Origin of the sequence: Agrobacterium sp. DSM 25558, assembly GCF_900100825.1 — a bacterium.
GTDB lineage: Bacteria > Pseudomonadota > Alphaproteobacteria > Rhizobiales > Rhizobiaceae > Agrobacterium.
Genome location: NZ_FMUD01000028.1, coordinates 40829 through 62606 on the forward strand (window position 1 = coordinate 40829; position 21778 = coordinate 62606).

19 protein-coding genes are annotated in these 21778 nt (G+C 57.4%); 10 read left to right on the forward strand and 9 right to left on the reverse strand.

Going from position 1 to position 21778, the window contains the following annotated elements; all coding sequences use genetic code 11:
- Window positions 1-104: 104 nt before the first annotated feature.
- On the forward strand, window positions 105-1031 hold the full coding sequence (locus DSM25558_RS20545; protein WP_077106553.1) for a Gfo/Idh/MocA family protein: 927 nt from the start codon (window positions 105-107) through the stop codon (window positions 1029-1031).
- 4 nt (window positions 1032-1035) lie between these two features.
- Here the strand turns inward: DSM25558_RS20545 and DSM25558_RS20550 are convergent, their stop codons facing one another.
- Window positions 1036-2064: a sensor domain-containing diguanylate cyclase gene (locus DSM25558_RS20550; protein WP_077106554.1), complete on the reverse strand. Its 1029-nt coding sequence runs from the start codon at window positions 2062-2064 to the stop codon at window positions 1036-1038.
- Window positions 2065-2697: 633 nt separating this feature from the next.
- Between DSM25558_RS20550 and DSM25558_RS20555 the strand changes: the two genes are divergently transcribed.
- Window positions 2698-5133, forward strand: a complete 2436-nt coding sequence (locus DSM25558_RS20555) for a glucose/quinate/shikimate family membrane-bound PQQ-dependent dehydrogenase (protein ID WP_077106555.1) — start codon at window positions 2698-2700, stop codon at window positions 5131-5133.
- Between the two features lie 94 nt (window positions 5134-5227).
- On the opposite strand, the gene DSM25558_RS20560 is transcribed toward DSM25558_RS20555, so the two are convergent.
- Window positions 5228-5677 carry a DNA polymerase III subunit chi gene (locus DSM25558_RS20560; protein WP_077106556.1) on the reverse strand — a complete coding sequence of 150 codons (450 nt, stop codon included), beginning with the start codon at window positions 5675-5677 and terminating at the stop codon, window positions 5228-5230.
- Window positions 5678-5709: 32 nt separating this feature from the next.
- The gene (locus DSM25558_RS20565; RefSeq protein WP_077106576.1) at window positions 5710-7200 is read right to left on the reverse strand and encodes a leucyl aminopeptidase; all 1491 of its coding nucleotides are present in this window, start codon (window positions 7198-7200) and stop codon (window positions 5710-5712) included.
- 273 nt (window positions 7201-7473) lie between these two features.
- Between DSM25558_RS20565 and lptF the strand changes: the two genes are divergently transcribed.
- The 8 genes from lptF to DSM25558_RS20605 all read left to right on the forward strand — a co-directional run bounded on the left by lptF (window position 7474) and on the right by DSM25558_RS20605 (window position 15974).
- On the forward strand, window positions 7474-8643 hold the full coding sequence (gene lptF, locus DSM25558_RS20570) for an LPS export ABC transporter permease LptF (protein WP_077106557.1): 1170 nt from the start codon (window positions 7474-7476) through the stop codon (window positions 8641-8643).
- A complete protein-coding gene (gene lptG, locus DSM25558_RS20575; protein WP_077106558.1) occupies window positions 8640-9728 on the forward strand; it encodes an LPS export ABC transporter permease LptG in 1089 nt (362 codons plus the stop codon). Before lptF ends, lptG begins: the two co-directional genes overlap by 4 nt.
- Window positions 9728-12097 (forward strand): LPS-assembly protein LptD, encoded by a 2370-nt coding sequence (locus DSM25558_RS20580; RefSeq protein ID WP_077106559.1) that lies wholly within the window; start codon window positions 9728-9730, stop codon window positions 12095-12097. Before lptG ends, DSM25558_RS20580 begins: the two co-directional genes overlap by 1 nt.
- Window positions 12098-12391: 294 nt before the next feature.
- A complete protein-coding gene (locus tag DSM25558_RS20585; protein WP_077106560.1) occupies window positions 12392-13336 on the forward strand; it encodes a SurA N-terminal domain-containing protein in 945 nt (314 codons plus the stop codon).
- A gap of 16 nt (window positions 13337-13352) precedes the next feature.
- The gene (pdxA, locus tag DSM25558_RS20590) at window positions 13353-14372 is read left to right on the forward strand and encodes a 4-hydroxythreonine-4-phosphate dehydrogenase PdxA (RefSeq protein ID WP_077106561.1); all 1020 of its coding nucleotides are present in this window, start codon (window positions 13353-13355) and stop codon (window positions 14370-14372) included.
- Window positions 14372-15202, forward strand: a complete 831-nt coding sequence (gene rsmA / locus DSM25558_RS20595; RefSeq protein WP_077106562.1) for a 16S rRNA (adenine(1518)-N(6)/adenine(1519)-N(6))-dimethyltransferase RsmA — start codon at window positions 14372-14374, stop codon at window positions 15200-15202. The genes pdxA and rsmA overlap by 1 nt, the downstream gene beginning before the upstream one ends.
- A 78-nt stretch (window positions 15203-15280) precedes the next feature.
- Window positions 15281-15535, forward strand: coding sequence for a type II toxin-antitoxin system Phd/YefM family antitoxin (locus DSM25558_RS20600; RefSeq protein ID WP_077106563.1), 255 nt, complete (start codon window positions 15281-15283; stop codon window positions 15533-15535).
- Entirely contained in the window at window positions 15528-15974 is a 447-nt protein-coding gene (locus DSM25558_RS20605) for a type II toxin-antitoxin system VapC family toxin (protein ID WP_077106564.1), read from the forward strand. The genes DSM25558_RS20600 and DSM25558_RS20605 overlap by 8 nt, the downstream gene beginning before the upstream one ends.
- A gap of 34 nt (window positions 15975-16008) precedes the next feature.
- On the opposite strand, the gene gmk is transcribed toward DSM25558_RS20605, so the two are convergent.
- The 6 genes from gmk to fabG form a co-directional block, all read right to left on the reverse strand.
- Window positions 16009-16680, reverse strand: a complete 672-nt coding sequence (gene gmk / locus DSM25558_RS20610) for a guanylate kinase (RefSeq protein ID WP_077106565.1) — start codon at window positions 16678-16680, stop codon at window positions 16009-16011.
- Window positions 16681-16685: 5 nt separating this feature from the next.
- A complete protein-coding gene (locus DSM25558_RS20615) occupies window positions 16686-17570 on the reverse strand; it encodes a YicC/YloC family endoribonuclease (RefSeq protein ID WP_077106566.1) in 885 nt (294 codons plus the stop codon).
- Window positions 17571-17632: 62 nt separating this feature from the next.
- Window positions 17633-18853 carry an endolytic transglycosylase MltG gene (gene mltG / locus DSM25558_RS20620; RefSeq protein ID WP_077106567.1) on the reverse strand — a complete coding sequence of 407 codons (1221 nt, stop codon included), beginning with the start codon at window positions 18851-18853 and terminating at the stop codon, window positions 17633-17635.
- A 248-nt stretch (window positions 18854-19101) separates the two neighbouring features.
- The gene (gene fabF, locus DSM25558_RS20625; RefSeq protein ID WP_077106568.1) at window positions 19102-20370 is read right to left on the reverse strand and encodes a beta-ketoacyl-ACP synthase II; all 1269 of its coding nucleotides are present in this window, start codon (window positions 20368-20370) and stop codon (window positions 19102-19104) included.
- A gap of 142 nt (window positions 20371-20512) precedes the next feature.
- Window positions 20513-20749: an acyl carrier protein gene (locus DSM25558_RS20630; RefSeq protein ID WP_006727438.1), complete on the reverse strand. Its 237-nt coding sequence runs from the start codon at window positions 20747-20749 to the stop codon at window positions 20513-20515.
- Between the two features lie 284 nt (window positions 20750-21033).
- Entirely contained in the window at window positions 21034-21771 is a 738-nt protein-coding gene (gene fabG / locus DSM25558_RS20635; protein ID WP_077106569.1) for a 3-oxoacyl-[acyl-carrier-protein] reductase, read from the reverse strand.
- Window positions 21772-21778 lie beyond the last annotated feature (7 nt).

Consider the following 21778-nt stretch of genomic DNA (forward strand, 5'->3'; position numbering starts at 1 on the left):
GCAGCGTCACTACTATAACCGCCACCCTTGCCCACTCCGATGTTTCTGATAGAACTCGATAAAGTAATATTATTCGAGTGAAACATTCAGACGGGTTTTCTTTCATGTCAGCTACCAAGCTCGCCATCGTCGGCGTCGGCAAAATCGTTCGTGATCAGCACCTTCCAGCCATTGCCGCCAATCCGGATTTCGATCTGATTGCCACCGCCAGTCGCCATGGCACGGTGGATGGCGTAGCCTCCTACGGCACCATCGAAGCGCTGCTCGAAGCCGTGCCTGATGTGCAGGCCGTATCGCTGTGCATGCCGCCGCAGTACCGTTACATCGCAGCTTACGCCGCGCTGAATGCAGGCAAGCATGTCTTCCTTGAAAAGCCGCCGGGTGCGACACTGTCCGAAGTGCAGGATCTGGTGCGTCTGGCCGATTCCAAGGGGCTTTCGCTGTTTGCCAGCTGGCATTCGCGTTATGCGCCAGCCGTCGAAGCCGCCAAGAGCTTCCTCGCCTCCACAAAGATCAACAGTGTTCACGTCATCTGGAAGGAAGACGTACGCCACTGGCATCCGAACCAGGAATGGATCTGGCAGGCGGGTGGTCTTGGTGTGTTCGATCCGGGCATCAATGCTTTGTCGATCATCACCCACATCCTGCCACGCGCACTGTTCATCACCAAGGCCACGCTGGAATTCCCTGAGAACCGCGATGCGCCGATTGCCGCAGACATCCACTTCTCGGATGTAACACAAATGCCTGTACATGCCGAATTCGACTGGCTCCAGACGGGCAAGCAGAGCTGGGATATCGTGGCAGAAACCGAAGCCGGTCAGATGGTTCTGTCCGAAGGCGGCGCAAAGCTCTCCATCGCTGGCGAGCAGAAACTGTCCGAACCGGAGCGCGAGTACCCTGCCCTCTACGAACGTTTTGCCGAAATCATCAAGGCCAAGACCTCGGATGTCGATCTGGCTCCACTGATGCATGTGGCCGATGCATTCCTGCTCGGCCGTCACAAATTCGTGGATTCATTCTTCGATTGATCGGTCAGATGGCGCGGCTGACAAAACGGTCGCGCCCATCCTTCTTAGCCTGATATAGCGCTTCATCCACACTTTGCAGCAGCGAAACGCAATCCTGCCCCGCCTGCGGTGCAATCGCGCCGCCAATGCTGAGTGGCGCATTGATGAGGCGACCATCGATGTTGAAGGGCTGGCGGAAGGCTTCAAGCAACCGCTCTGCCAGCTTTGAAATGACATGCGAACCGGCTGGTCGCGGAATGAACACCGCAAACTCGTCCCCACCCATGCGCACCGCAATATCCTCAGAGCGGATGACATCGCGGATGCGGCAGGCAGCCTCATGTAGAACACGGTCACCGACACCGTGGCCCAGCGTGTCGTTGATCGTCTTGAAACCGTCCATGTCCAGATAAAGCGCCCCGAACGTCTCGTTGGACTGCAAGGCGGCATACATCTGCGAATCCACCAGCGCGCTTAGTGCCTTGCGGTTATAGAAACCCGTCAGCGGGTCGGTCATGGCCGCATCGCGCAAGGCGCGCTCGGCAAGGCTCATGGTAAAATTGGCATGTTGTAAGCGCAGCAGCGCCGCTGCCAGAACAGCGAAGCGTTTGAGACTTTCCACTTCGCCTAGTTTCAACTCACGCGGAGACGTGTCGAGAATGCAGAATGCCCCGACCGTCAATCCCGGCTCGAGCTCGATGGGCGCACCGGCATAAAACCGGAATTTCGGCCCGCCTTCGACATAGGGAAAACCACGCAATTCCGGGTGCGCACTCAAATCCGGAACGACAAGGACGTCGTTGGACAAAACGACCCGGGTGCAGATGGAAATATCGCGAGAGCATTCGCTGACCTGAATGCCCGCCTGATGCGCAATCCGCAGCCAGTCCTCATCGACGATATGGATGGCGGCGCGCGCCATGTCGAACACGCCTTTTGCCAGCTCGGAAAGGGCTGCGAGCTCCGGGGTGGGGCCGGACCCAAGAGACAGGATGGACCGGACAGCGACGAGACGCTCTGTCTCGTTGACCGGCCACGGGGCGGATTGACCCATTTCATTCTCCTCGACTGTCGCGCAACGCTCCGTTCGTTGAGTGTTGCATACAGCATTTTTATTAACGCACTACATTAGAAGACTAAACTGAGAAGCCACGCAGAGTTCAATCTTGTTTCGTTGCCTGCTTCTAAAACCGACTGATTCGTAGGTTTTTAATATGATACGCCCCACGCCTCGATCTTCCCACAGGCGGCTTCCTGCTTCAAAAAGCCGTGATATCCGGAGAAAGTGAGCGGAAAGAGTCGCTTATGGCGGTTTTTTCAGGCGAAACTCTGTGTTTTTCACCTTGTTAACGTCTGCGGCGGGGCGTATTCCCACAGGGCTTGGTGAAAGCCAAACGCCCGTACCAATCCGTTGGAGGAGTGGGGTTGCGAGGGAACCTCGGATCTTGACGGGACATATCGCCGCCTGAAAGCCAGCCCTTACGCGGCTTGCCAAGGCCCGCCGATATATCCCTTTGCGGAAAGTTATCATGGACAGCATGCTTCTCAGCCTGGCCCATTTCCTGTCACAGCAGCCTCCTGGCGGCTCAAGATCATGTGCCACCTGTCAGACCGAAATCCTTTGCGCGCCACGTGGGCGAACATGCGTTTCGTCTGACTGCAAAACTTAAACAGTCAGGAACTCTTGATGGTTGATCAACCAAAACCCTTATCCGCACTTTCAAAAATATGGCTGGCACTTCTCGGCCTCGTTATCATCGCTGCGGGTATTTTCTTCGCCTATTTCGGCGGCAAGCTTGCCATGCTGGGCGGCAGCCTCTATTTCATCATTTCCGGCGTCGCCCTTATTCTCGGCGGCCTGCTTATCGCCCTGCGCAAACCGCTTGGAGCGACCGTTTTCGCCCTGGTTTTCATCGGCACATTGGCATGGGCCATCTGGGATGTCGGCTTTGAATACTGGCCGCTGATTTCCCGCCTGCTCGCTTTGACAGTGGGCGCGACAGTCGTTGCGCTTTCCGTTCCCCTACTGCGGCGCTCTGCTGGAAAAACACCGGCCTATGCAGGCTCGTTCATTCTGGCGCTCGTTCTTGGTGCCGCATCGGCCGCCGGCATGGCTGGCATGTTCGTGCCGCACCCAACCGTTGTTGCCAGCGGCGACGTTCCGCCTCTGACGCCGGTTACGGCGCAGACAGAGCAGAAGAACTGGGAACATTACGGCAATACGCCCGGTGGCAGCCGCTTCGTGGCGCTTGATGAGATCAACCGTGATAACATCGACAAGCTCGAGGTCGCATGGACCTACCACACCGGTGATACGCCCATCAGCCCCGGTGGCGGTGGTGCCGAAGACCAGCAGACGCCATTGCAGGTGGGCGACCGCGTGTTCCTGTGCACACCGCACAACAACGTCATCGCGCTGGATGCCGATACCGGCAAGGAAATCTGGAAGAACGAGATCAACGCCAAGTCATCCGTCTGGATGCGTTGCCGTGGCCTCGCCTATTTCGATGCCACGCGCCCGGTCGATCAGCCAAGCGTTCCCGGCTCCACGCCTGTGACGGCAGCAACCGTTGCCGAAGGCGCTCTTTGCCAGCGCCGCATTCTGATGAACACCATCACGGCCGAGCTGATCGCTCTGGACGCCGACACCGGCGCATTCTGCCCGGATTTCGGCACCAATGGCCGCGTTGATCTGAAAATCGGCCTCGGCGATGCGCCGGACCCAAGCTATGTGCTGACCTCGGCACCAACCCTAGCCGGCACCACCGTCGTCGTTGGCGGCCGTATTGCAGACAACGTACAGACAGACATGCCGGGCGGCGTCATGCGCGGCTTCGATGTCATCACCGGCCAGCTGCGCTGGGCGTTCGATCCCGGCAATCCTGACATCACCCTGCTGCCACCTCCAGGCCAGACCTATACGCGCTCCACGCCGAATGTCTGGGCCGCGATGTCCTACGATCCGCAGTCCAACACCGTGTTCATGCCAGTCGGTAGCCCGTCAGTCGATCTCTATGGCGTAACCCGCACACAGCTCGATCACAAATATGGCGCGTCCATGTTGGCGCTGGATGCCTCCACCGGTCGCGAAAAGTGGGTCTACCAGACCGTGCATAACGACCTCTGGGACTTCGACGTGCCCATGCAGCCGTCGTTCATCGACTTTCCGAAGGCCGATGGCACAACGGTTCCCGGTCTCGTGTTCGGCACCAAGGCAGGCCAGCTTTACGTGCTGGACCGCGCCACGGGTCAACCTCTGACCGAGGTTGCCGACGTTCCCGTCAAGCCGGGTAACATCGCGAACGAGCCCTATGCACCAACGCAGAAGCTTTCCGTCGGCATGCCGCAGATCGGCGCGCAGACGCTGACCGAAAGCGACATGTGGGGCGCAACCCCGTTCGACCAGCTTCTGTGCCGCGTGGCCTTCAAGGGCATGCGTTATGATGGCGTCTACACCGTTCCCGGCACCGATCTGGCGCTCAACTTCCCTGGCTCGCTGGGTGGTATGAACTGGGGTGGTATCTCCACCGATCCGACAACCAACACCATCTTCGTCAACGACATGCGTCTTGGTCTGTGGATCCAGATGCAGGAAGCGGCACCGACCACCGCCGTCAACAGCGGTTCGGAAGCCACCAACACTGTCATGGGCGTCGTGCCGATGAAGGGCACGCCTTACGCGGTCAACAAGAACCGGTTCCTCTCGGCACTTGGCATCCCGTGTCAGGAACCGCCCTTCGGCACCATGACCGCCATCGACATGAAGACGCAGAAGATCAAGTGGCAGGTGCCGGTCGGCACTGTCGAAGACACCGGTCCTCTCGGCATCAAGATGGGCCTGCCCATCCCCATCGGCATGCCAACCCTCGGCGGCACCCTCGCCACCCAGGGCGGCCTCGTCTTCATCGCTGGCACACAGGACTACTACCTGCGCGCCTTCAACACGGCGACCGGCAAAGAAGCCTGGAAAGCCCGCCTACCCGTCGGCAGCCAGGGCGGCCCGATGAGTTACAAGTCGCCCAAAACCGGCAAGCAATATGTCGTCATCTCCGCCGGTGGCGCACGCCAGTCCCCGGATCGTGGCGATTACGTGATTGCCTATGCGTTGCCTGGGCAGAAGTAAGACTGCAAGGCATTGAGAAACGGAAATGGCCGGGGATGACCCGGCCATTTTTTTATGATCTTCAAGATGCAGCCCCCTGCGTAAAGCTCCGGCCCTAAGCCTTCTTCTGCCAGCGCCCTTCCGGGGATTGCTGCCAGTAGGTCAGTGTATGGCCCTCGCCTTTCAGCTTTTTCCACTGGGCGCGCGCGCCTTCAAGCTGCGCGGCGTCATAACCGTCGAACATGAAAACGATGCGCTCGTAGCTGTCGATTGGGGGTGGCTCTGCGCCGTCTACGATGAAGCGGACGTTGGCGGCGTTGAGGTTTTCGCCAGATGCGGTCAGCAGGACGGGCTGTTCAGCGGCTTTTTCGGAGAGATCGGTGCCATGCGGCATGAAGCTGTCGTCGCGGAATGTCCACAGATGCACATCGAGCGAATCGCGACGCTCCTCCAGCGAGGTCTGGACCGCGACTTTCCAGCCGCGCTCCAATGACTTTTCAAGAAGCGGTGGCAAAGCGTCTTCCAGCTTCGATTCGGTCAGATGGTAAAACAGTATCTCCGTCATCGTCGTGCCAGTAGCGCTTTGCCCACCAATGATCAATCCTCGTAGTGGGCGCGAACGAGTTCATTCAGCAGGCGCACGCCGTAACCCGAACCCCAGGACTGGTTGATCTCCGTCAGCGGCGAACCCATGGCCGTTCCGGCAATATCCAGATGCGCCCAAGGTGTCTCACCCACGAAGCGCTTGAGGAACTGCGCGGCGGTGACCGAACCGGCCAGACGGCCCGAGCTGTTCTTCATGTCGGCGAATTTCGAGTCGATGATCTTGTCGTAATCCTTGCCCAGCGGCATGCGCCACAGCTTTTCCTGCGTGGTGTTGCCCGCGCTCGTCAAGCGTTCGGCCAACTCGTCGTCGTTGGAAAACAGGCCCGCCTGAAGGTTGCCGAGTGCCACGGTGATCGCGCCGGTCAGCGTTGCCAGATTGATCATGAATTTCGGCTTGAAACGATCATTGGTGTACCAAAGCGCATCCGCCAGCACGAGGCGGCCTTCGGCATCGGTGTTGATGATTTCGATGGTCTGGCCGGACATGGAGGTGACGATATCGCCCGGGCGCTGCGCATTACCATCAGGCATGTTTTCGACAAGGCCGATGACGCCGATGACGTTGGCCTTTGCCTTACGCGCCGCCAGCGTGTGCATGAGGCCGGTCACGGCGGCAGCGCCGCCCATATCGCCCTTCATGTCTTCCATGCCGGCACCGGGCTTCAAGGAAATGCCGCCGGTATCGAACACGACGCCCTTGCCGACGAAGGCAATCGGCTCGTCTTTCTTGGAGCCGCCCTTCCAGTGCATGATGGCCAGACGAGGTGGGCGAACCGAGCCTTGTGCGACGCCCAGAAGCGCACCCATGCCCAGCTTTTTCATTTCCTTTTCGCCAAGGATTTCAACCTCAACGCCGAGTTTCTTCAACTCTTCGGCCTTTTCGGCAAACTCGACCGGGCCCAGCACATTCGGCGGCAAGTTGACGAGATCGCGCGCCAGAATAACGCCCTGCGCTTCAGCCTCGGCGGTAACAAACGCGTCCTTGGCCTCGGCGTGAGCGGCTGTCACGATGATGACCTCGACATTTTTCGGGGTCTTGTCGTCGTCGGATTTTTTCTTTGTCTTGTAGGTATCGAAGCTGTAGGCGCGAAGCAGAAGGCCAAGGGCAAAATCCGCCGCAGCCTTGCCGTCGACATCGATACCCAGCGCGTCGAGATAGATGACGACCTTTTCGGCCTTCTTGAAATTGGCAGCAGCCGTTCCGCCTGCGCGCAGCCAGTCATGGGCGGTCAGCTTGGCAACTTTCCCCAGACCGATCACCGTGATTCGATCCGCGTCCGAGCCCTGCGGGGCAAGCACATCGAGAACGCTCATCGATTTGGCGGCAAAGCCGGAAACCTTGGCGGCCTTGGCCAATATGCCTGCCGGATCGACATGCGCCTGGCCAGCGGGAGCATTTTCGCCGGAAGCCTGCAGCAAAATTGCGCTGGCATTTTCGAGCGTGGCGGAGTTGGCAAAGGATATATCGAATTTGGCGGACATGTTCTCGCTCATCACTTTATTTCGGGATGCGCGGGATCATCACGTTTTCCAGCCCCGGCGCAACCCTGCAATCTCTTCCCGGCATGGCAATTTTATGAATCAGTCATGCGGAGATTAGAAAAGGCGTGACCAACAAAAAGACACAGGGTTAAGAAAAATTGCCGCGCAAGACAGATTTGTGAGTGTCCCGGAGTCGCCATTCGCGATTGTTGCAGCTAGATAGAAAAAGTTCCCGCGGGGGGAACAAAATGGAAATACCTTATCAGGGACCGAATGACGCTTCTTGAACGATACATATTGCGACGCACGACGCAGATGTTTCTGGTCGCGCTTTTACCCGTTCTGGCCATTATCTGGACGATTCAGGTTCTGCAAAGAATCAATCTCGTTACGGATACCGGCCAGTCCATGGGTTCGTTCGTGACGCTGGCGACCATGCTGTTGCCGACGCTGATTCCGGTCGTCCTGCCCTTCGCCCTCGTTATTGCCATCACACAGACGCTGACGGCGATGAACACCGATTCGGAGCTGGCGATCATCGATGCGTCCGGCGCACCGCGCACGATCATCTTCAAGCCCATTCTGATTCTCGGAACCGTGCTGAGCCTCGTTTCTTTTGGAATCACCAATTTCGCAGAACCACCGGCACGCACGGCAGCACGGCAGATGGTTGCAGCGGCTTATGCCGACCTCCTGTCGTCGGTCATCGAAGAAAAAACATTCCGCACCATTCAGGATGGCCTTTACGTCCAGATCGGCGAGCGTCAGGGGCGTATCCTGCGCGGTCTGTTCGTCGCTGACCGGCGTGATCCGAACTACGATCTCATCTACTACGCCAAGGAAGGCATGATCGATGAGGGCGGCACGTCGCTGACCATGCGCGATGGCGAAGTGCAGCAGAAGACGCCGGATGGTAAAGTGTCCGTCGTCAAGTTCCTGTCCTATGCCTTCGATCTGTCCACCATGTCCGAGAAGGGCGACAACGAGCCTTCGATTTCATCCAGCGATGCGAGCCTGTCATTCCTGCTCTCGCCGGACGAAACGGTGGAAAGCTACCGCAAAGCACCGGGCGGCTTTCAATCTGAGCTGCACCGTCGTCTGGTGGACTGGATGTTCCCCTTCGTCTTCGCGCTGATTTCGCTCGTGGTCGCAGGAGATGCCCGCTCCCATCGTGAGGCCCGGCTGCATCCGATGGTGGCGGCACTTCTCACCGCATTCATGCTGCGCTGGCTCGGCTTTTATTTCACCAATCAGGTCAAGCAGAGTGCAGCCTTCATACCGCTTGTCTATGCGGTTCCGGTGGTCAGCGGCGGCATTGCGACGTTCCTGCTCTTGACCGGCCAGAAACTGCGGATGCCGAGCGCTTTCGGCAATGCGTTGCTAAGAATCCAGAAGCGCTTTTCGCCACCCAAGGCATCCGGCTCCGGAGGGCAAAGCGCATGATGTTTGGCACGCTTTCCCGCTATTTCCTCCGCCGTTATCTCATGACGACCGTCTGGTTCCTGCTTGGCGTATCCGCGATCATTTTTCTGGCCGACTTCAGCGAAACGGCACGACGCATGTCCGGCCTGCCCGGTTATTCGGTGCCTGCCGCGCTCGGCCTAACGGCTCTGCGCCTGCCGCTCATCCTTCAGCAGACCATTCCCTTCGTCGCTCTTTTCGTTGGCATGACGACGTTGATTTCGCTCAACCGCCGTTATGAGCTGGTGGTCACCCGAGCCGCCGGTATTTCCGCTTGGCAGTTCATTCTGCCCTTCGTCGGCGGTGCCATTCTTCTGGGTATTCTCTCCATCACGGTGCTGAACCCCATCGCAGCCTGGGGCGAAAGCAAATCTCTAGCGGTCGAATCGGGATGGCGCAACGAGGGCGGGGCTTCACGCCAGCAGCAGGTGCTTCCATGGCTTCGCCAGAGCAGCGGCGGGCAGGACACGATTATCGGTGCCAAGAGCTTCGAGGACAACGGCACCCTGCTAAAGGATGTGGTGCTTATACACCTCGATAAGGACGGTAATATCCTCTTACGTCAGGACGCACAGTCGGCTAAGTTGGAAGATGGTTACTGGCTTCTTAACAACGTTGCAGAGATTCGCCCCGGCCATGTGCCAACCCGGGAAGCCTCGGCACGAATCAGTACCAATCTGAGACAGGAATTCGTTCAGGAGCGTTTGACGCAGCCTGAAACCGTTGCTTTCTTTGAGCTTTCTCACAAAATCGAGGTAGCCCAGTCTTTCGGAATCTCTTCCAAAGCGCTGGAGACACAGTACCACTTCCTGTTGTCCATGCCCTTTCTTCTCGTGGCCATGACGTTCATTGCCGCGACTGTTTCATTAAAGTTCAGCCGTTTTGCACAGTCTCGCTCCGTGATTCTGGGTGGAATCGTTTCCGGCTTCGTGCTTTATGTAGTAACCGTGCTCGTAAGGGCATTCGGGAGTAGCGGCGTTGTCCCTCCCTTCGTTGCGGTCTGGGTTCCAGTTGTCGTGGCGTTGGCGTTGGGTGCAACCATTCTGCTTCATCAGGAGGACGGCTAGTGGCGGTATTTGACCGCGGGAATATCAGACGGCTTACGACAGCCCTTCTGACTGGTGCTGCTGTGTGCGCATATGTTGCAACCGCTTCCAGCGTTTTCGCTGAAGACGGTGTCATCGTAGGCGACCCTCAGGACCAATCGAAACTCCTGCTTACAGCGAACGAACTTACCTATAATAAAGATGCCGAACGCGTCATCGCGACCGGTGGCGTGCGCCTGCACTATTCCGGCTACCGCATGGTTTCCCAGCGCGTCGAATATAACCAGTCCACTGGGCGCGTTCTTGCGCGTGGCAACATCGAACTGATCGAACCGGGCGGCAACCGCATCTATGCGGACGAACTCGACGTTACCGACGATTTTGGACAGGGCTTCATAAACGCGCTTCGTGTCGAGACGACGGACAATACGCGCATTGCCGGTGAAAGCGCCGAACGTCTTTCGCAGGACGTGATGGTTCTGAACAACGGCGTTTACACCGCATGTCTTCCCTGCGCCGAACGACCAGAAAAAGCGCCTCTGTGGCAGGTCAAGGCAGAACGCGTCATTCAGGACGGCAAGACCCATACGGTGCGGCTTGAGAAGGCTCGCTTTGAGCTGTTTGGCAAGTCGATTGCCTATCTGCCGTTCATCACGGTTCCAGACAACACGGTCAAACGGAAGTCCGGCTTCCTGTTTCCGCGCATGAGCGTGACCGACAATCTCGGTTTCGGCATTGGCGTGCCCTATTTCCAGGTGCTGTCCGATACCGCTGACGTCACTGTCACGCCGACCTATTACTCGTCACAGGGTCTGCTGCTCGAGGGTGAGTTGCGCCAGCGTTTCGAAATGGGAACGCATACGATGCGCGCGGCTGGTATCAACCAGATGAACCCGCAGGATTTCGACGTCAATACCAGCGATTCGCAGAACGACACACGCGCCATGATCGCCTCCAAAGGCGAGTTCAAGATCAATCCACGCTGGTCGTTCGGCTGGGATGCCATGGTGCAGACCGACAACAACTTCTCGCGCACCTATGGTCTGAAGGACTACAAGTCAGACGTTCAGACCAACAAGCTTTATCTGACAGGCCTTGGCGACCGTAATTCCTTCGATTTGAACGCCTATTATTTTAACGTTCAGGACAATGACGAGAGCGAAACGCAGGAGCGCAAGCAGGCCATTGTCCACCCTGCCCTCGATTACCGCTATTTCCTGCCCGATCCGGTGTATGGCGGCGAACTTTCGCTGACGACCAATTTCACCAGCCTGACGCGTCGTGAGCAGGATGCATATAACCTCGGTCCATCCGTGCGATATAATGGCCTCGAAGGAAACTACACGCGCCTTTCGACAGAGGCGGAATGGAAGCGGACCTTTACATTCGATAGCGGTCTGTTGCTGACGCCGCTAGTGGCAGCCCGCGGCGATGCATTGTGGAATGACATGTCCGCAAACTCGTTCGGCACATATGCCTATGATGGCTCGATCAACAATGACGCAAATCTGCGCGGCATGGCAACGTTCGGCCTCGAAGCCCGTTATCCCGTGCTTTTCAAAGCGCTTCACAGCAGCCATGTGATCGAGCCTATCGCCCAAATTTTCGTTCGTCCGAACGAAAGCAATTCTGGCCAGTTTCCCAACGAAGATGCCCAGGCATTCGTGTTCGATGCGACCAATCTGTTTGAGCGCGACAAGTTTTCGGGCTTCGACCGCATCGAAGGCGGCACCCGCGCCAATCTCGGCTTCCGCTACAACGGCACATTCGACAATGGTTACGGTATTCGCGCCATTGCCGGTCAGTCGTTCCATCTCGCTGGCGAAAACTCGTTCGCGTCCAACGATCTGGTCAATGTCGGTGCGGATTCCGGTCTGGAAACGGATCGTTCCGATTACGTTGCAATGGCAGCAATCGACGCGCCGATCGGCCTGTCGTTGTCCTCCAGCTTCCGGTTCGACAAGGATACTCTCGAGCTCAACCGCTCTGAAACGGCTGTCGCCTATACCGACAACCGGGTATCTGGCAAAGTCAGCTACACCCAGGTCGACGCTCAGCCGGAATACGGCTACGACCGTAAACGCGACATCATTCAGGCATCTGGCAAGCTGCGTCTCGATGATAACTGGGCTCTGTTCGGCGCGATCAATTATGACGTCAACAATAAGTTCTCCAGCGAGCGGCGTATCGGCTTTCTCTATCAGGATGAATGCACCATCTTCACCGTCAGCTATTCGGATGTGGGCAACATCAATACAGTCAACGAGGCCGCGAATGATTGGTCGGTCAATGCGCGTCTGGCCTTCAGAACGCTGGGTGACATCACCGTGGGTTCGGCTGGCACGGACTGGGACGATGCCGATATCGGCTGGAAGCCCAATAACTTCTGATTTCAAACCGCGGCGAAGTGAAAACTTCGCCGCTTTTTTTGAAAGAGCGTGATCGGCAGTATCGCTGGCACGCCACTGTTTTGCCGCAACATATCTTCAATGTCTGGGAACGCTAGCGATTGTCGTTTGACTGATTTCAGTGATATATACGGTCGCGTTCAGGCTAAAACTGTAGCAAAATTCAACTTTATCGGTTGACGGACGGTCATATCCGCTTCATCCGATACTGTGAGATGTTTAAAAGAGCAAAGTCGGCACCATCGGGAACCGACGTGTCGACAGGGAGAGAACAGCATGAATTTCGGAAAGACGGCGTTGCGCAATGCTGCATTCGCCCTTGCGATTTTCGCAGTTCCTATGTCCGTCACGCTGCCAGCCAACCAGGCTTTTGCGGCAACTGCGGTCAAGGTGGTGGTCAACAAAACGCCGATCACGACTGACGATATCGCAAGACGCATGGCTTTTCTCAAGCTGCAGCGCCAGTCCGGAAATCTTGCCGAAAAGGCTCGCGAGCAGTTGATTGATGAGGCGTTGAAGCGTGAAGAAATCGCGCGCGTCAAAATGTCTGTCAGCACCGCAGATGTCGATGCGTCGTTTGCGCGTTTCGCGTCCACCAACAAGATGACCACCGACCAGTTGACCAAGGTCCTTGCCCAGGCCGGTGTCGGCGCTGAACATTTTAAATCCTTCATTGCCATCCAGATGAGCTGGCCACGTCTGGTCAACGCCCGCTATGGCGGCCGTAACAAGATGTCGACGCAGGATTTCGTGACGCGTTTGAAAGAGCGCGGCAACAAGCCTGTGACGAACGAATATTTCCTGCAGCAGGTCATTTTCGTTATTCCAGAAGCCAAGCGCAATTCCATTACGGGCAAGCGCAAGTCGGAAGCAGAAGCCTCGCGCAAACGCTATCCCGGTTGCGAACAGGCAAAGACCTTTGCGGCAACGATGCTGGATGTATCGATCAAGGATCTTGGCCGCATGCTCGAGCCGGAATTGCCGCCGGATTGGAAGCCTCTGGTGGAAAAGACGCCTGAAGGTGGCACCACCGGCACGCGCGTAACGGACAAAGGCGTTGAATATTTGGCCATCTGCAAAAAGCAGCAGGTGTCTGACGATTACGCAGCCGAGGTCGTTTTCCGGTCAGAAGACCTGATGAAGGCTGAAAAGGGTGAAAACCCCAACGAGAAGAAATATCTCGAAGAACTGCGCAAGAAGGCCCAGATTACCAGCACCTGACGTGAAAGTGCCTTTCGTGACCCTGCAATCATTGCCTCTCGCCCTGACACAGGGCGATCCTGCCGGGATCGGTCCCGATATCACTGTTGTCGCCTGGGCAAAACGTAAGGAACTCGGCCTTCCGCCGTTTATCTTCATCGGTGATCCTGACGTCATCGCCAGCAGGGCCAACCTTCTTGGCATAAATGCGAATGTGGTCGTCTGTGAGCCTGAGCAGGCGGCATCCATTTTCCCGGATGCCTTGCCCGTGTTTCCCATTCCCGTCGGCTTTGACGTACAGGTCGGTCAACCGCATGTCGGTACGGCCCTCTCCACCATCAAGGCAATCGAGACAGCGGTTTCGCTGACCGTTGAAAAACGCACGTCGGCAGTTGTCACCAACCCCATCGCGAAATCGGTGCTGTATGAGGCGGGCTTCGGTTTTCCCGGCCATACCGAGTTTCTGGCAGAACTTGCCAACAAGCTGACCGGCCAGGTCGTTACCCCGGTCATGATGATTGCCGGGCCGAAGCTGCGCGTGGTACCCGTGACCATCCATATCCCGGTCAAAGACGTCCCAGCCGCACTTACGGAAGAACTGGTGATCGAAACCTGCCGCATCATTGCTGCTGATCTTAGAGACAAGTTTGGTATCGAAGCCCCTCGCCTTGCCGTTGCGGGCCTCAACCCGCATGCGGGCGAAGATGGCGCTATCGGCACCGAGGATCGCGACATCATCCATCCCGCAACAATCCAGCTGCGCAAGGATGGCATCGACGCTTTCGGCCCCCTGCCCGCCGATACGATGTTCCACGAGGCCGCCCGTAGGCGCTACGACGTGGCGGTGTGCATGTATCACGATCAGGCGCTCATCCCCGCCAAGGCACTCGGCTTCGATGATTCCGTCAATGTCACGCTCGGCCTGCCGTTCATTCGCACATCGCCCGACCACGGCACGGCTTTCGGCATTGCAGGACAGGGCATTGCCAACGAGTCCAGCCTCGTCGCCGCCTTGAAGATGGCGGCAGAGATCGCAGCCCGTCAGGTGTCGGCGTAATGGCAGCCATCGATGGTCTTCCGCCACTGCGCGACGTCATTCAGCGCCACGGGCTCGATGCGAAGAAATCGCTCGGCCAGAACTTTCTGCTCGATCTCAATCTGACGCAGAAGATTGCCCGAACAGCTGGCCCGCTCGACGGCGTGACCGTATTCGAGGTTGGCCCCGGCCCCGGTGGCCTCACCCGCGCCATTCTATCGCTTGGTGCGAAGAAGGTGATCGCCGTGGAGCGCGACAGCCGCTGCCTTCCTGCGCTTGCCGAAATCTCCGATCATTATCCCGGCCGCCTCGAAGTCATCGAAGGTGATGCGCTCAAGGTCGATTTCGAGACTCTTGCGCCGAAAGGCGAGCCCGTCCGCGTTATCGCCAACCTTCCCTATAATGTCGGAACGCAACTGCTGATCAACTGGCTGCTACCAAAGCAATGGCCGCCCTTCTGGCTATCGCTGACCCTGATGTTTCAGAAGGAAGTCGGCCAGCGGATCGTCGCTGAAGAAGGCGACAATCATTACGGTCGGCTCGGCGTCCTCACCGGCTGGCGCACGGTGCCCGAGATGGTCTTCGACGTGCCGCCGCAAGCCTTCAGCCCGCCGCCCAAGGTGACATCAACAGTCGTGCACTTGCTACCCAGGGACAAACCGTTTCCCTGCGACGCAGCCAGCCTCGAAAAAGTCACCGAAGCCGCCTTCGGCCAGCGCCGCAAAATGCTGCGCCAAAGTGTGAAATCCATCGGTGGGGAGGCGTTATTGGAAAAGGCCGGGATCGACCCCACGAGACGTGCCGAGACCTTGTCGGTGGAAGAGTTTGTGAGACTGGCGAACTCGCTATAAGCCTTCCTCTTACAGAGAATTGATTTCTGCAAACAATGCGCCTAAATTGACCACATATGGTCAAATTTTGAGGCAAGCATGTCCAGCATCAGTGTCGCAGAAGCAAAGGCGGGTTTTGCCGGTTTGGTCGATGACGCCGCAAAGGGTGAGTTCGTGACGATCACACGTCATGGGAAACCGGCAGCAGTGCTGGTTTCCGTTGAGGCAGCGGATGCTGCCAAGAAAGCCTTGAGCAGAAGCAGGCCCAATTTTGGTGATTTTCTGCTGAGCTATCCGGATACTGCGGAGATAGGGCGCAATCCGTCTCCGATGAGGAAGAGCGATTTTGAGTAACGGCTTCCTGCTGGATACCAACATCATCTCAAAATTCGCCCCCGGTAAATCTGCTCCCTCGACAGAAGTGCGTGCTTGGTTTCACGAACATGGGGAGAACGACAGTCTTTACCTTTCGGCCATGACCATCGCGGAAATCGAACAAGGATTGCGCAGCCTTCATCGCCGAGGAGCAATAGAACGCGCGGGCAAGCTTCAATTTTGGCTTGAATCCATCACGGACCAATTCGGTGATCGCGTGCTGCCAATGGACATCATCGTTGCCCGAATTGTGGGCGCACTGGCAGATTCAGCGAGCAGCAGGGGACATAACCCCGGCGTCAGCGACTTGATCATCGCAGCCACGGCCAAGGCATATGATTTGACGGTTATTACCGAGAATCTGAAACACTTCAGTCCGCTCGAGATTCAGGTCGATTTACCGCAATGTTTCAGATGATGCAGCCTCTTAGATAAGGCCTAACGAGTAGGTGTCATCGCGCAGGCATTGCCGGCACTTCTTCCAACAACTCGCGCACGAAGTCGAACATTCCGTGGCGGCGGTCGCGGCGGACGCGTTCGGCTTTTACGATGGCTTCGATCGCTTCGAATGCGGCCTGCAAGTCGTCATTGAGGATGACGTAGTCATAGTCACGCCAATGCTCGATTTCGGACCGGGAATTGGCGAGGCGGGTCTGGATGACCTCTTCGGTGTCTTCGGCGCGACGGTGCAGGCGTGATTGTAGCTCGGTCATCGTAGGCGGCAGAATGAAGATCGAAACCACGTCCGCCTTCATCTTGTCCTGAAGCTGCTCGGCCCCCTGCCAGTCGATATCGAACAGCATATCCTTGCCTTCGGCCATCGCGGTTTCGACCGGTTCGCGCGGCGTGCCGTAATAGTTGCCATGAACCTCGGCCCATTCCAGCAACTCTTCACCTTCGCGCATCCGCTCGAAATCGCGCTTGGAAATGAAGTGGTAGTGAATGCCGTCAATTTCGCTCTGGCGTCGCGCCCGGGTCGTGACGCTGACCGACAGGCTGATATTCTTGTCCTTCTCCAGCAGATTGCGGGCAATGGTGGATTTGCCGGCCCCCGATGGCGAGGAAATAACCAGCATCAGGCCCCTACGGGCGATATGGACGGGAGGAATGCTGGCGGACGCCATGGGGTCTACTCCAGATTTTGGACCTGTTCGCGGAATTGATCGATCACGACTTTCAATTCTATACCAGCAGCGGTTACAGCACTGGCATTGGATTTGGAACAGATTGTATTCGACTCCCGGTTAAATTCCTGTGCAAGAAAGTCCAACTTGCGCCCAATGGGCACGCTGCTGCTCAAAAGCTCTCTCGCGGCAGCCACATGGCCGATCAAACGGTCGATTTCCTCGCGGAGATCCGCCTTGGTGGCGAGTAGAACGGCCTCCATGTGCAGACGGTCGCTATCTAGGCCATTGCCGTCGCCGATCAGGGCGATCTGGGTCGCCAGCCGCGCTTTGATCTGTTCAGGCTGACGGGAGGGGTCGGCTTCGATGATCCCAGTCAGTTGTTCTATTTTATCGATGTGGCCGGAAAGGATGCCGAACAACGCCTCGCCCTCCCGCTCCCGCATGGTCTTCAGGGCCGCAATCGCCACAGTGAAGCCATCGATGATATCGCGATTGCGCGCTTCCTGCGCATCGGCACCCTCTTCCGGTTCCCGAAACTCCACCAGTCCGCGCACGGAAAGCAACGTATCGAAGCTGAGTGGCGCATCGCTGACGGCATCACCCAGATCGCGTTTGAGCGCCAGCACGGCATCCAGTGCGTCGCGGTTGACCACCGCCTCCATCTTCGCTTCGGATGCGGATGTGTTGAGTGCGATCTGAATATTGCCCCTTGAAAGGCTCTTCGATGCAATGTCGCGCAACGCCACTTCCAGCGCTTCCATGCCCGGTGGCAGACGCAGGCGAAGATCGAGCCCCTTGCCGTTGACGGAACGGAGTTCCCACGCCCAGCGATAACGCCCGCACGAACCTTCGGTCCGTGCAAAGCCTGTCATGGATTGCAATGCCATTGAATATATCCCCAAATGAAAAGCTGCCGCCCAATCGGGGCAGCAGCGGTCGCTCAATCAAATCAGTTACTGCGAGGCCGTTCCGCCTGCGATCCGTCAGGCTGGCCATCCACTACCGTTTCCGGCACGCCGCCATTGGCGGTGCGTTCGGCCTCTATCTTGCGCCAGCGGCGAACATTGGTGTTGTGCTCATCTAGCGTCTTGGCGAAGGTGTGACCGCCAGTTCCATCCGCGACGAAATAGAGATCGTCGGTGCGCCAGGGATTAGCCGTCGCTTCAAGCGCTGCCCGGCCCGGATTGGCGATAGGGTGCGGCGGCAGGCCACGGATGATGTAGGTGTTGTAGGGTGTCTCTTTTTGCAGATCGGACTGGTAGATCGGTCTGTCCGCAGGTTTGCCCTCACCGCCGAACAATCCATAGATGATGGTCGGGTCGGATTGCAGCCGCATGTTCTTTTTCATGCGATTGTAGAAGACGGATGCCACATGCCCGCGCTCGTCATCCTTGCCGGTTTCCTTCTCTACGATGGAAGCAAGCGTGACGAATTCTTCAATGGTCTTGATCGGCAGATCCGGGTCGCGACGTTCCCATGTCGCCTGAACCAGCCGCGTCTGGGCCGCGCGCATCTGGTTGACGATTTCCTCGCGCTTCGTGCCGCGCGTGAAGGGATAGGTGTCCGGCCGCAAGGAGCCTTCCGGCGGCAGCTGCGCTGGCAGGTCACCCTCAAGCGTCGTTTCGGCCGCAAGGCGCATGAACATCTGCTTTACGGTCAGACCTTCCGGCATGGACACGCTGTAGAGAATGGACTTGCCGGATTCCAGCAGGGCCAGAATGTCCTTCATAGATGTGCGGGCTTTGACTTCATATTCGCCAGGCTTCGGCGTCTGGCTTGGCGACATGTAACGGTCTGCCATCAGGCGGAAGATGCGGGCATTCGAGATCGCACCTTCACGCTCCAGATTATTGGCGATTTCGACAAGACCGGCACCATTGCGAACCGTGATCGTCTTATTAAGCTCCAGAGGACCCGGCTCATGAAACGAATTGATCATGTAGTAGAAGGCGGCAATACCGACCACGCAGACGGCAACCACCAGCGTCATGAGGAAGTTGAGAAAGATCACCACCTGGCTATGCGCCTTGCGGGAGCGTTTTGGCGGGGCCGGTACACGCTCTGGTCTCAGTGCCTCTGTCGGTGATTTCGGAATGATCGGGCCGCCCTTGCTCTCGCTAGAGCCTTCACGTCCATAAGGGGCCTGATTGTCATCTCTCGTATCGCTCACCGGCGGTCCTTTTCAGTTCGGCATTACAGCGGCTTATGTGAGCAGGCAATGCGGCAAAAACAGGTTCGGCAGGCTAATCTGCACTCGGTACATAAGGAAACATCAATGCTCGTCCTTTTACAGGGAAGCGAGCGTTTCCAAACTTTCAAGCCGCCCTAACAGGCAGCATTACAAGCATCCCGGTTGTTACACCGGGAAACAGGATGGTTTTCTGCGATTCCTGACGAAACGGCAAGAGCCGATCGGCCTCAAGCTTCGTAACGACGAAGAACCAGCGACGCGTTGGTGCCGCCAAAACCGAAGGAATTGGACAGAGCGACATTGACGGTTCGCTTGCGCGCCTTGTGCGGCACCAGGTCGATCTCCGTCTCGACATCGGGATTGTCGAGATTGAGCGTTGGTGGCACGATGTTGTCGCGAATGGCGAGAACAGCGAAAATTGCCTCGATGGCACCGGCTGCACCCAACAGGTGGCCCGTTGCCGACTTGGTGGACGACATGGAAATCTTCGAAGCCGCATCGCCAACCAGACGCTCGACAGCGCCAAGCTCGATCGTGTCGGCCATGGTCGATGTGCCGTGGGCGTTGATGTAGTCGATATCGGCAGGCGTCAGGCCAGCGCGCTTCAGCGCCATGGACATGCAACGGTAAGCGCCTTCACCATCTTCTGATGGTGCCGTGATGTGGAACGCGTCGCCGGACAGGCCATAGCCGACGACTTCCGCATAAATCTTTGCGCCGCGGGCCTTTGCGTGTTCCAGCTCTTCCAGAACAACAATGCCGGCACCCTCGCCCATGACGAAACCGTCACGGTCGCGGTCATAGGGCCGCGAAGCCTTTTGCGGATCGTCATTGTGTTGGGTGGACAGCGCCTTGCAGGCGGCGAAACCGGCAAGCGAGATGCGGCAGACGGGCGATTCCGCGCCACCTGCCACCATCACATCGGCATCCCCCCACATAATCAGACGAGCGGCATCACCAATGGCATGTGCGCCGGTGGAGCAGGCCGTTACGACGGAGTGGTTGGGTCCGCGCAGCTTGTGACGAATGGAAACCTGGCCGGAAATGAGGTTGATCAGACGACCGGGAATGAAAAACGGAGAGATGCGGCGTGGGCCTTTGTCGCGCAGCGTGTAGCCAGCCTCGACAATACCTTCCAGTCCGCCAATACCGGAGCCGATCAGCACACCTGTCATGATCTGGTCTTCGTCGGTGCCGGTCATCGGGTGCCAGCCCGCATCATTGAGCGCCATCTCGGCTGCGGCCATGCCGTAAACGATGAAGGGGTCGACCTTGCGCTGTTCTTTGGGCTCCATCCAGTCATCGGCATTGAAAGTTCCGTTGGAACCGTCACCGACGGGAATGCGGCATGCAATTTTTGCAGGGAGATCTTCGACCTCGAACTCGGTTACGAGACGAGCACCGTTCTGGCCAGCCAAAAGCCGTTCCCAGGTAATTTCCGTTCCGCATCCAAGAGGAGATACCATGCCGGTACCGGTGATAACGACACGTCTCATCGCCAATGCTCCGCCCTTACCCTATCATCGCTATATTTGTTGCAGCACTCGTGCGATGCCAAGTGACACAGAATAAAATATTGGCCCGGACTGGCCGGGCCATATCGGGAAGGCAGATGCCTTCCCTTGGCTTTTCAAGCGATTAAGCCTGAGCCTTTTCGATGAACTTGACAGCGTCGCCCACAGTCAGGATCGAGTCAGCTGCGTCGTCTGGAATTTCAACGCCGAATTCTTCTTCGAACGCCATAACCAGTTCAACGGTGTCGAGCGAGTCAGCGCCCAGATCGTCGATAAAGCTTGCGCCCTCGACGACTTTTTCGGCGTCGACGCCAAGATGATCAACTACAATTTTCTTTACGCGTTCTGCGATATCGCTCATGTCGGTTTCCTCGACCTTTACTTTGAAAGGAATGCCCTCTTCAGACACCCTGCCCTGTTAAAATCCCCAAGTACCTTTTGCAGGTACCGTGGGCAAACCCGTTCAACCCGGTTCAAGCTAAACATCGCGCTAAGAAATCGCAACGGTCGCCTTTGGTTCCGGGACGACTGTTCACAGTCTTCGCCCGCTTAACACGGTTTGTTGCGGGAAAAAAGCCTTAAAATAGTGCTAAGCATCTTGCTCTACAGGCAATTTTCCAACATCGCGCGTCAGTGGGACGATTCTTAAATCATCGCCATGCCGCCATTAACGTGCAACGTCTGACCAGTCATATAGCTTGCTTCGTTGGACGCAAGATAAAGAACAGCCGATGCGATTTCTGCACCGGTGCCCATGCGCTTCATGGGAATGGCACCCATGATGGCTTCTTTCTGCTTGTCGTTCAGCTTGCCGGTCATCGCACTTTCGATGAAACCCGGTGCAACGCAGTTGACGGTGACGTTGCGTGTGGCGATTTCCTGCGCCAGCGACTTCGACAGACCAATCATGCCAGCCTTCGATGCGCAGTAATTCGCCTGACCGGGATTACCGGTTACGCCGACGATGGAGGTGATGTTGATGATGCGACCAAACCGGCGGCGCATCATCGGATGTGTCAGTTCACGCGTCAGGCGGAACATCGAGGTCAGGTTGACTTCGAGAACGTTGTCCCAGTCCTCATCGCTCATGCGCACGAACAGGCCATCCTTGGTGATGCCGGCATTGTTGACGAGAATGTCGACGCCACCAAGCTCGGCCTCGGCCTTTTCGCCCAGCGCCTTGACTTCAGCGCGGTCGGCAAGGTTGGCCGGGAAAATCTTGACGCGGTCGCCAAGCTCGGAGGCAAGCGCTTCCAGCTTTTCGACGCGGGTGCCGTGAAGGCCAACGGTTGCGCCCTGTGCATGCAGCGTGCGGGCGATTTCTTCGCCGATACCACCGGTTGCACCTGTAATGAGAGCCTTGCGGCCGGTCAGATCAAACATGATGTTT

Excerpts from the sequence above, each read along its gene's own strand:
- DSM25558_RS20565 (WP_077106576.1), bottom strand. The coding sequence starts at position 7,200 with ATGTCCGCCAAATTCGATATATCCTTTGCCAACTCCGCCACGCTCGAA.
- DSM25558_RS20555 (WP_077106555.1), top strand. The coding sequence starts at position 2,698 with ATGGTTGATCAACCAAAACCCTTATCCGCACTTTCAAAAATATGGCTG.
- lptG (WP_077106558.1), top strand. The coding sequence starts at position 8,640 with ATGATGTTTGGCACGCTTTCCCGCTATTTCCTCCGCCGTTATCTCATG.
- fabF (WP_077106568.1), bottom strand. The coding sequence starts at position 20,370 with ATGAGACGTGTCGTTATCACCGGTACCGGCATGGTATCTCCTCTTGGA.
- rsmA (WP_077106562.1), top strand. The coding sequence starts at position 14,372 with ATGGCAGCCATCGATGGTCTTCCGCCACTGCGCGACGTCATTCAGCGC.
- lptF (WP_077106557.1), top strand. The coding sequence starts at position 7,474 with ATGACGCTTCTTGAACGATACATATTGCGACGCACGACGCAGATGTTT.
- DSM25558_RS20550 (WP_077106554.1), bottom strand. The coding sequence starts at position 2,064 with ATGGGTCAATCCGCCCCGTGGCCGGTCAACGAGACAGAGCGTCTCGTC.
- DSM25558_RS20615 (WP_077106566.1), bottom strand. The coding sequence starts at position 17,570 with ATGGCATTGCAATCCATGACAGGCTTTGCACGGACCGAAGGTTCGTGC.
- DSM25558_RS20630 (WP_006727438.1), bottom strand. The coding sequence starts at position 20,749 with ATGAGCGATATCGCAGAACGCGTAAAGAAAATTGTAGTTGATCATCTT.
- fabG (WP_077106569.1), bottom strand. The coding sequence starts at position 21,771 with ATGTTTGATCTGACCGGCCGCAAGGCTCTCATTACAGGTGCAACCGGT.
- DSM25558_RS20545 (WP_077106553.1), top strand. The coding sequence starts at position 105 with ATGTCAGCTACCAAGCTCGCCATCGTCGGCGTCGGCAAAATCGTTCGT.
- DSM25558_RS20585 (WP_077106560.1), top strand. The coding sequence starts at position 12,392 with ATGAATTTCGGAAAGACGGCGTTGCGCAATGCTGCATTCGCCCTTGCG.
- DSM25558_RS20600 (WP_077106563.1), top strand. The coding sequence starts at position 15,281 with ATGTCCAGCATCAGTGTCGCAGAAGCAAAGGCGGGTTTTGCCGGTTTG.
- DSM25558_RS20560 (WP_077106556.1), bottom strand. The coding sequence starts at position 5,677 with ATGACGGAGATACTGTTTTACCATCTGACCGAATCGAAGCTGGAAGAC.
- gmk (WP_077106565.1), bottom strand. The coding sequence starts at position 16,680 with ATGGCGTCCGCCAGCATTCCTCCCGTCCATATCGCCCGTAGGGGCCTG.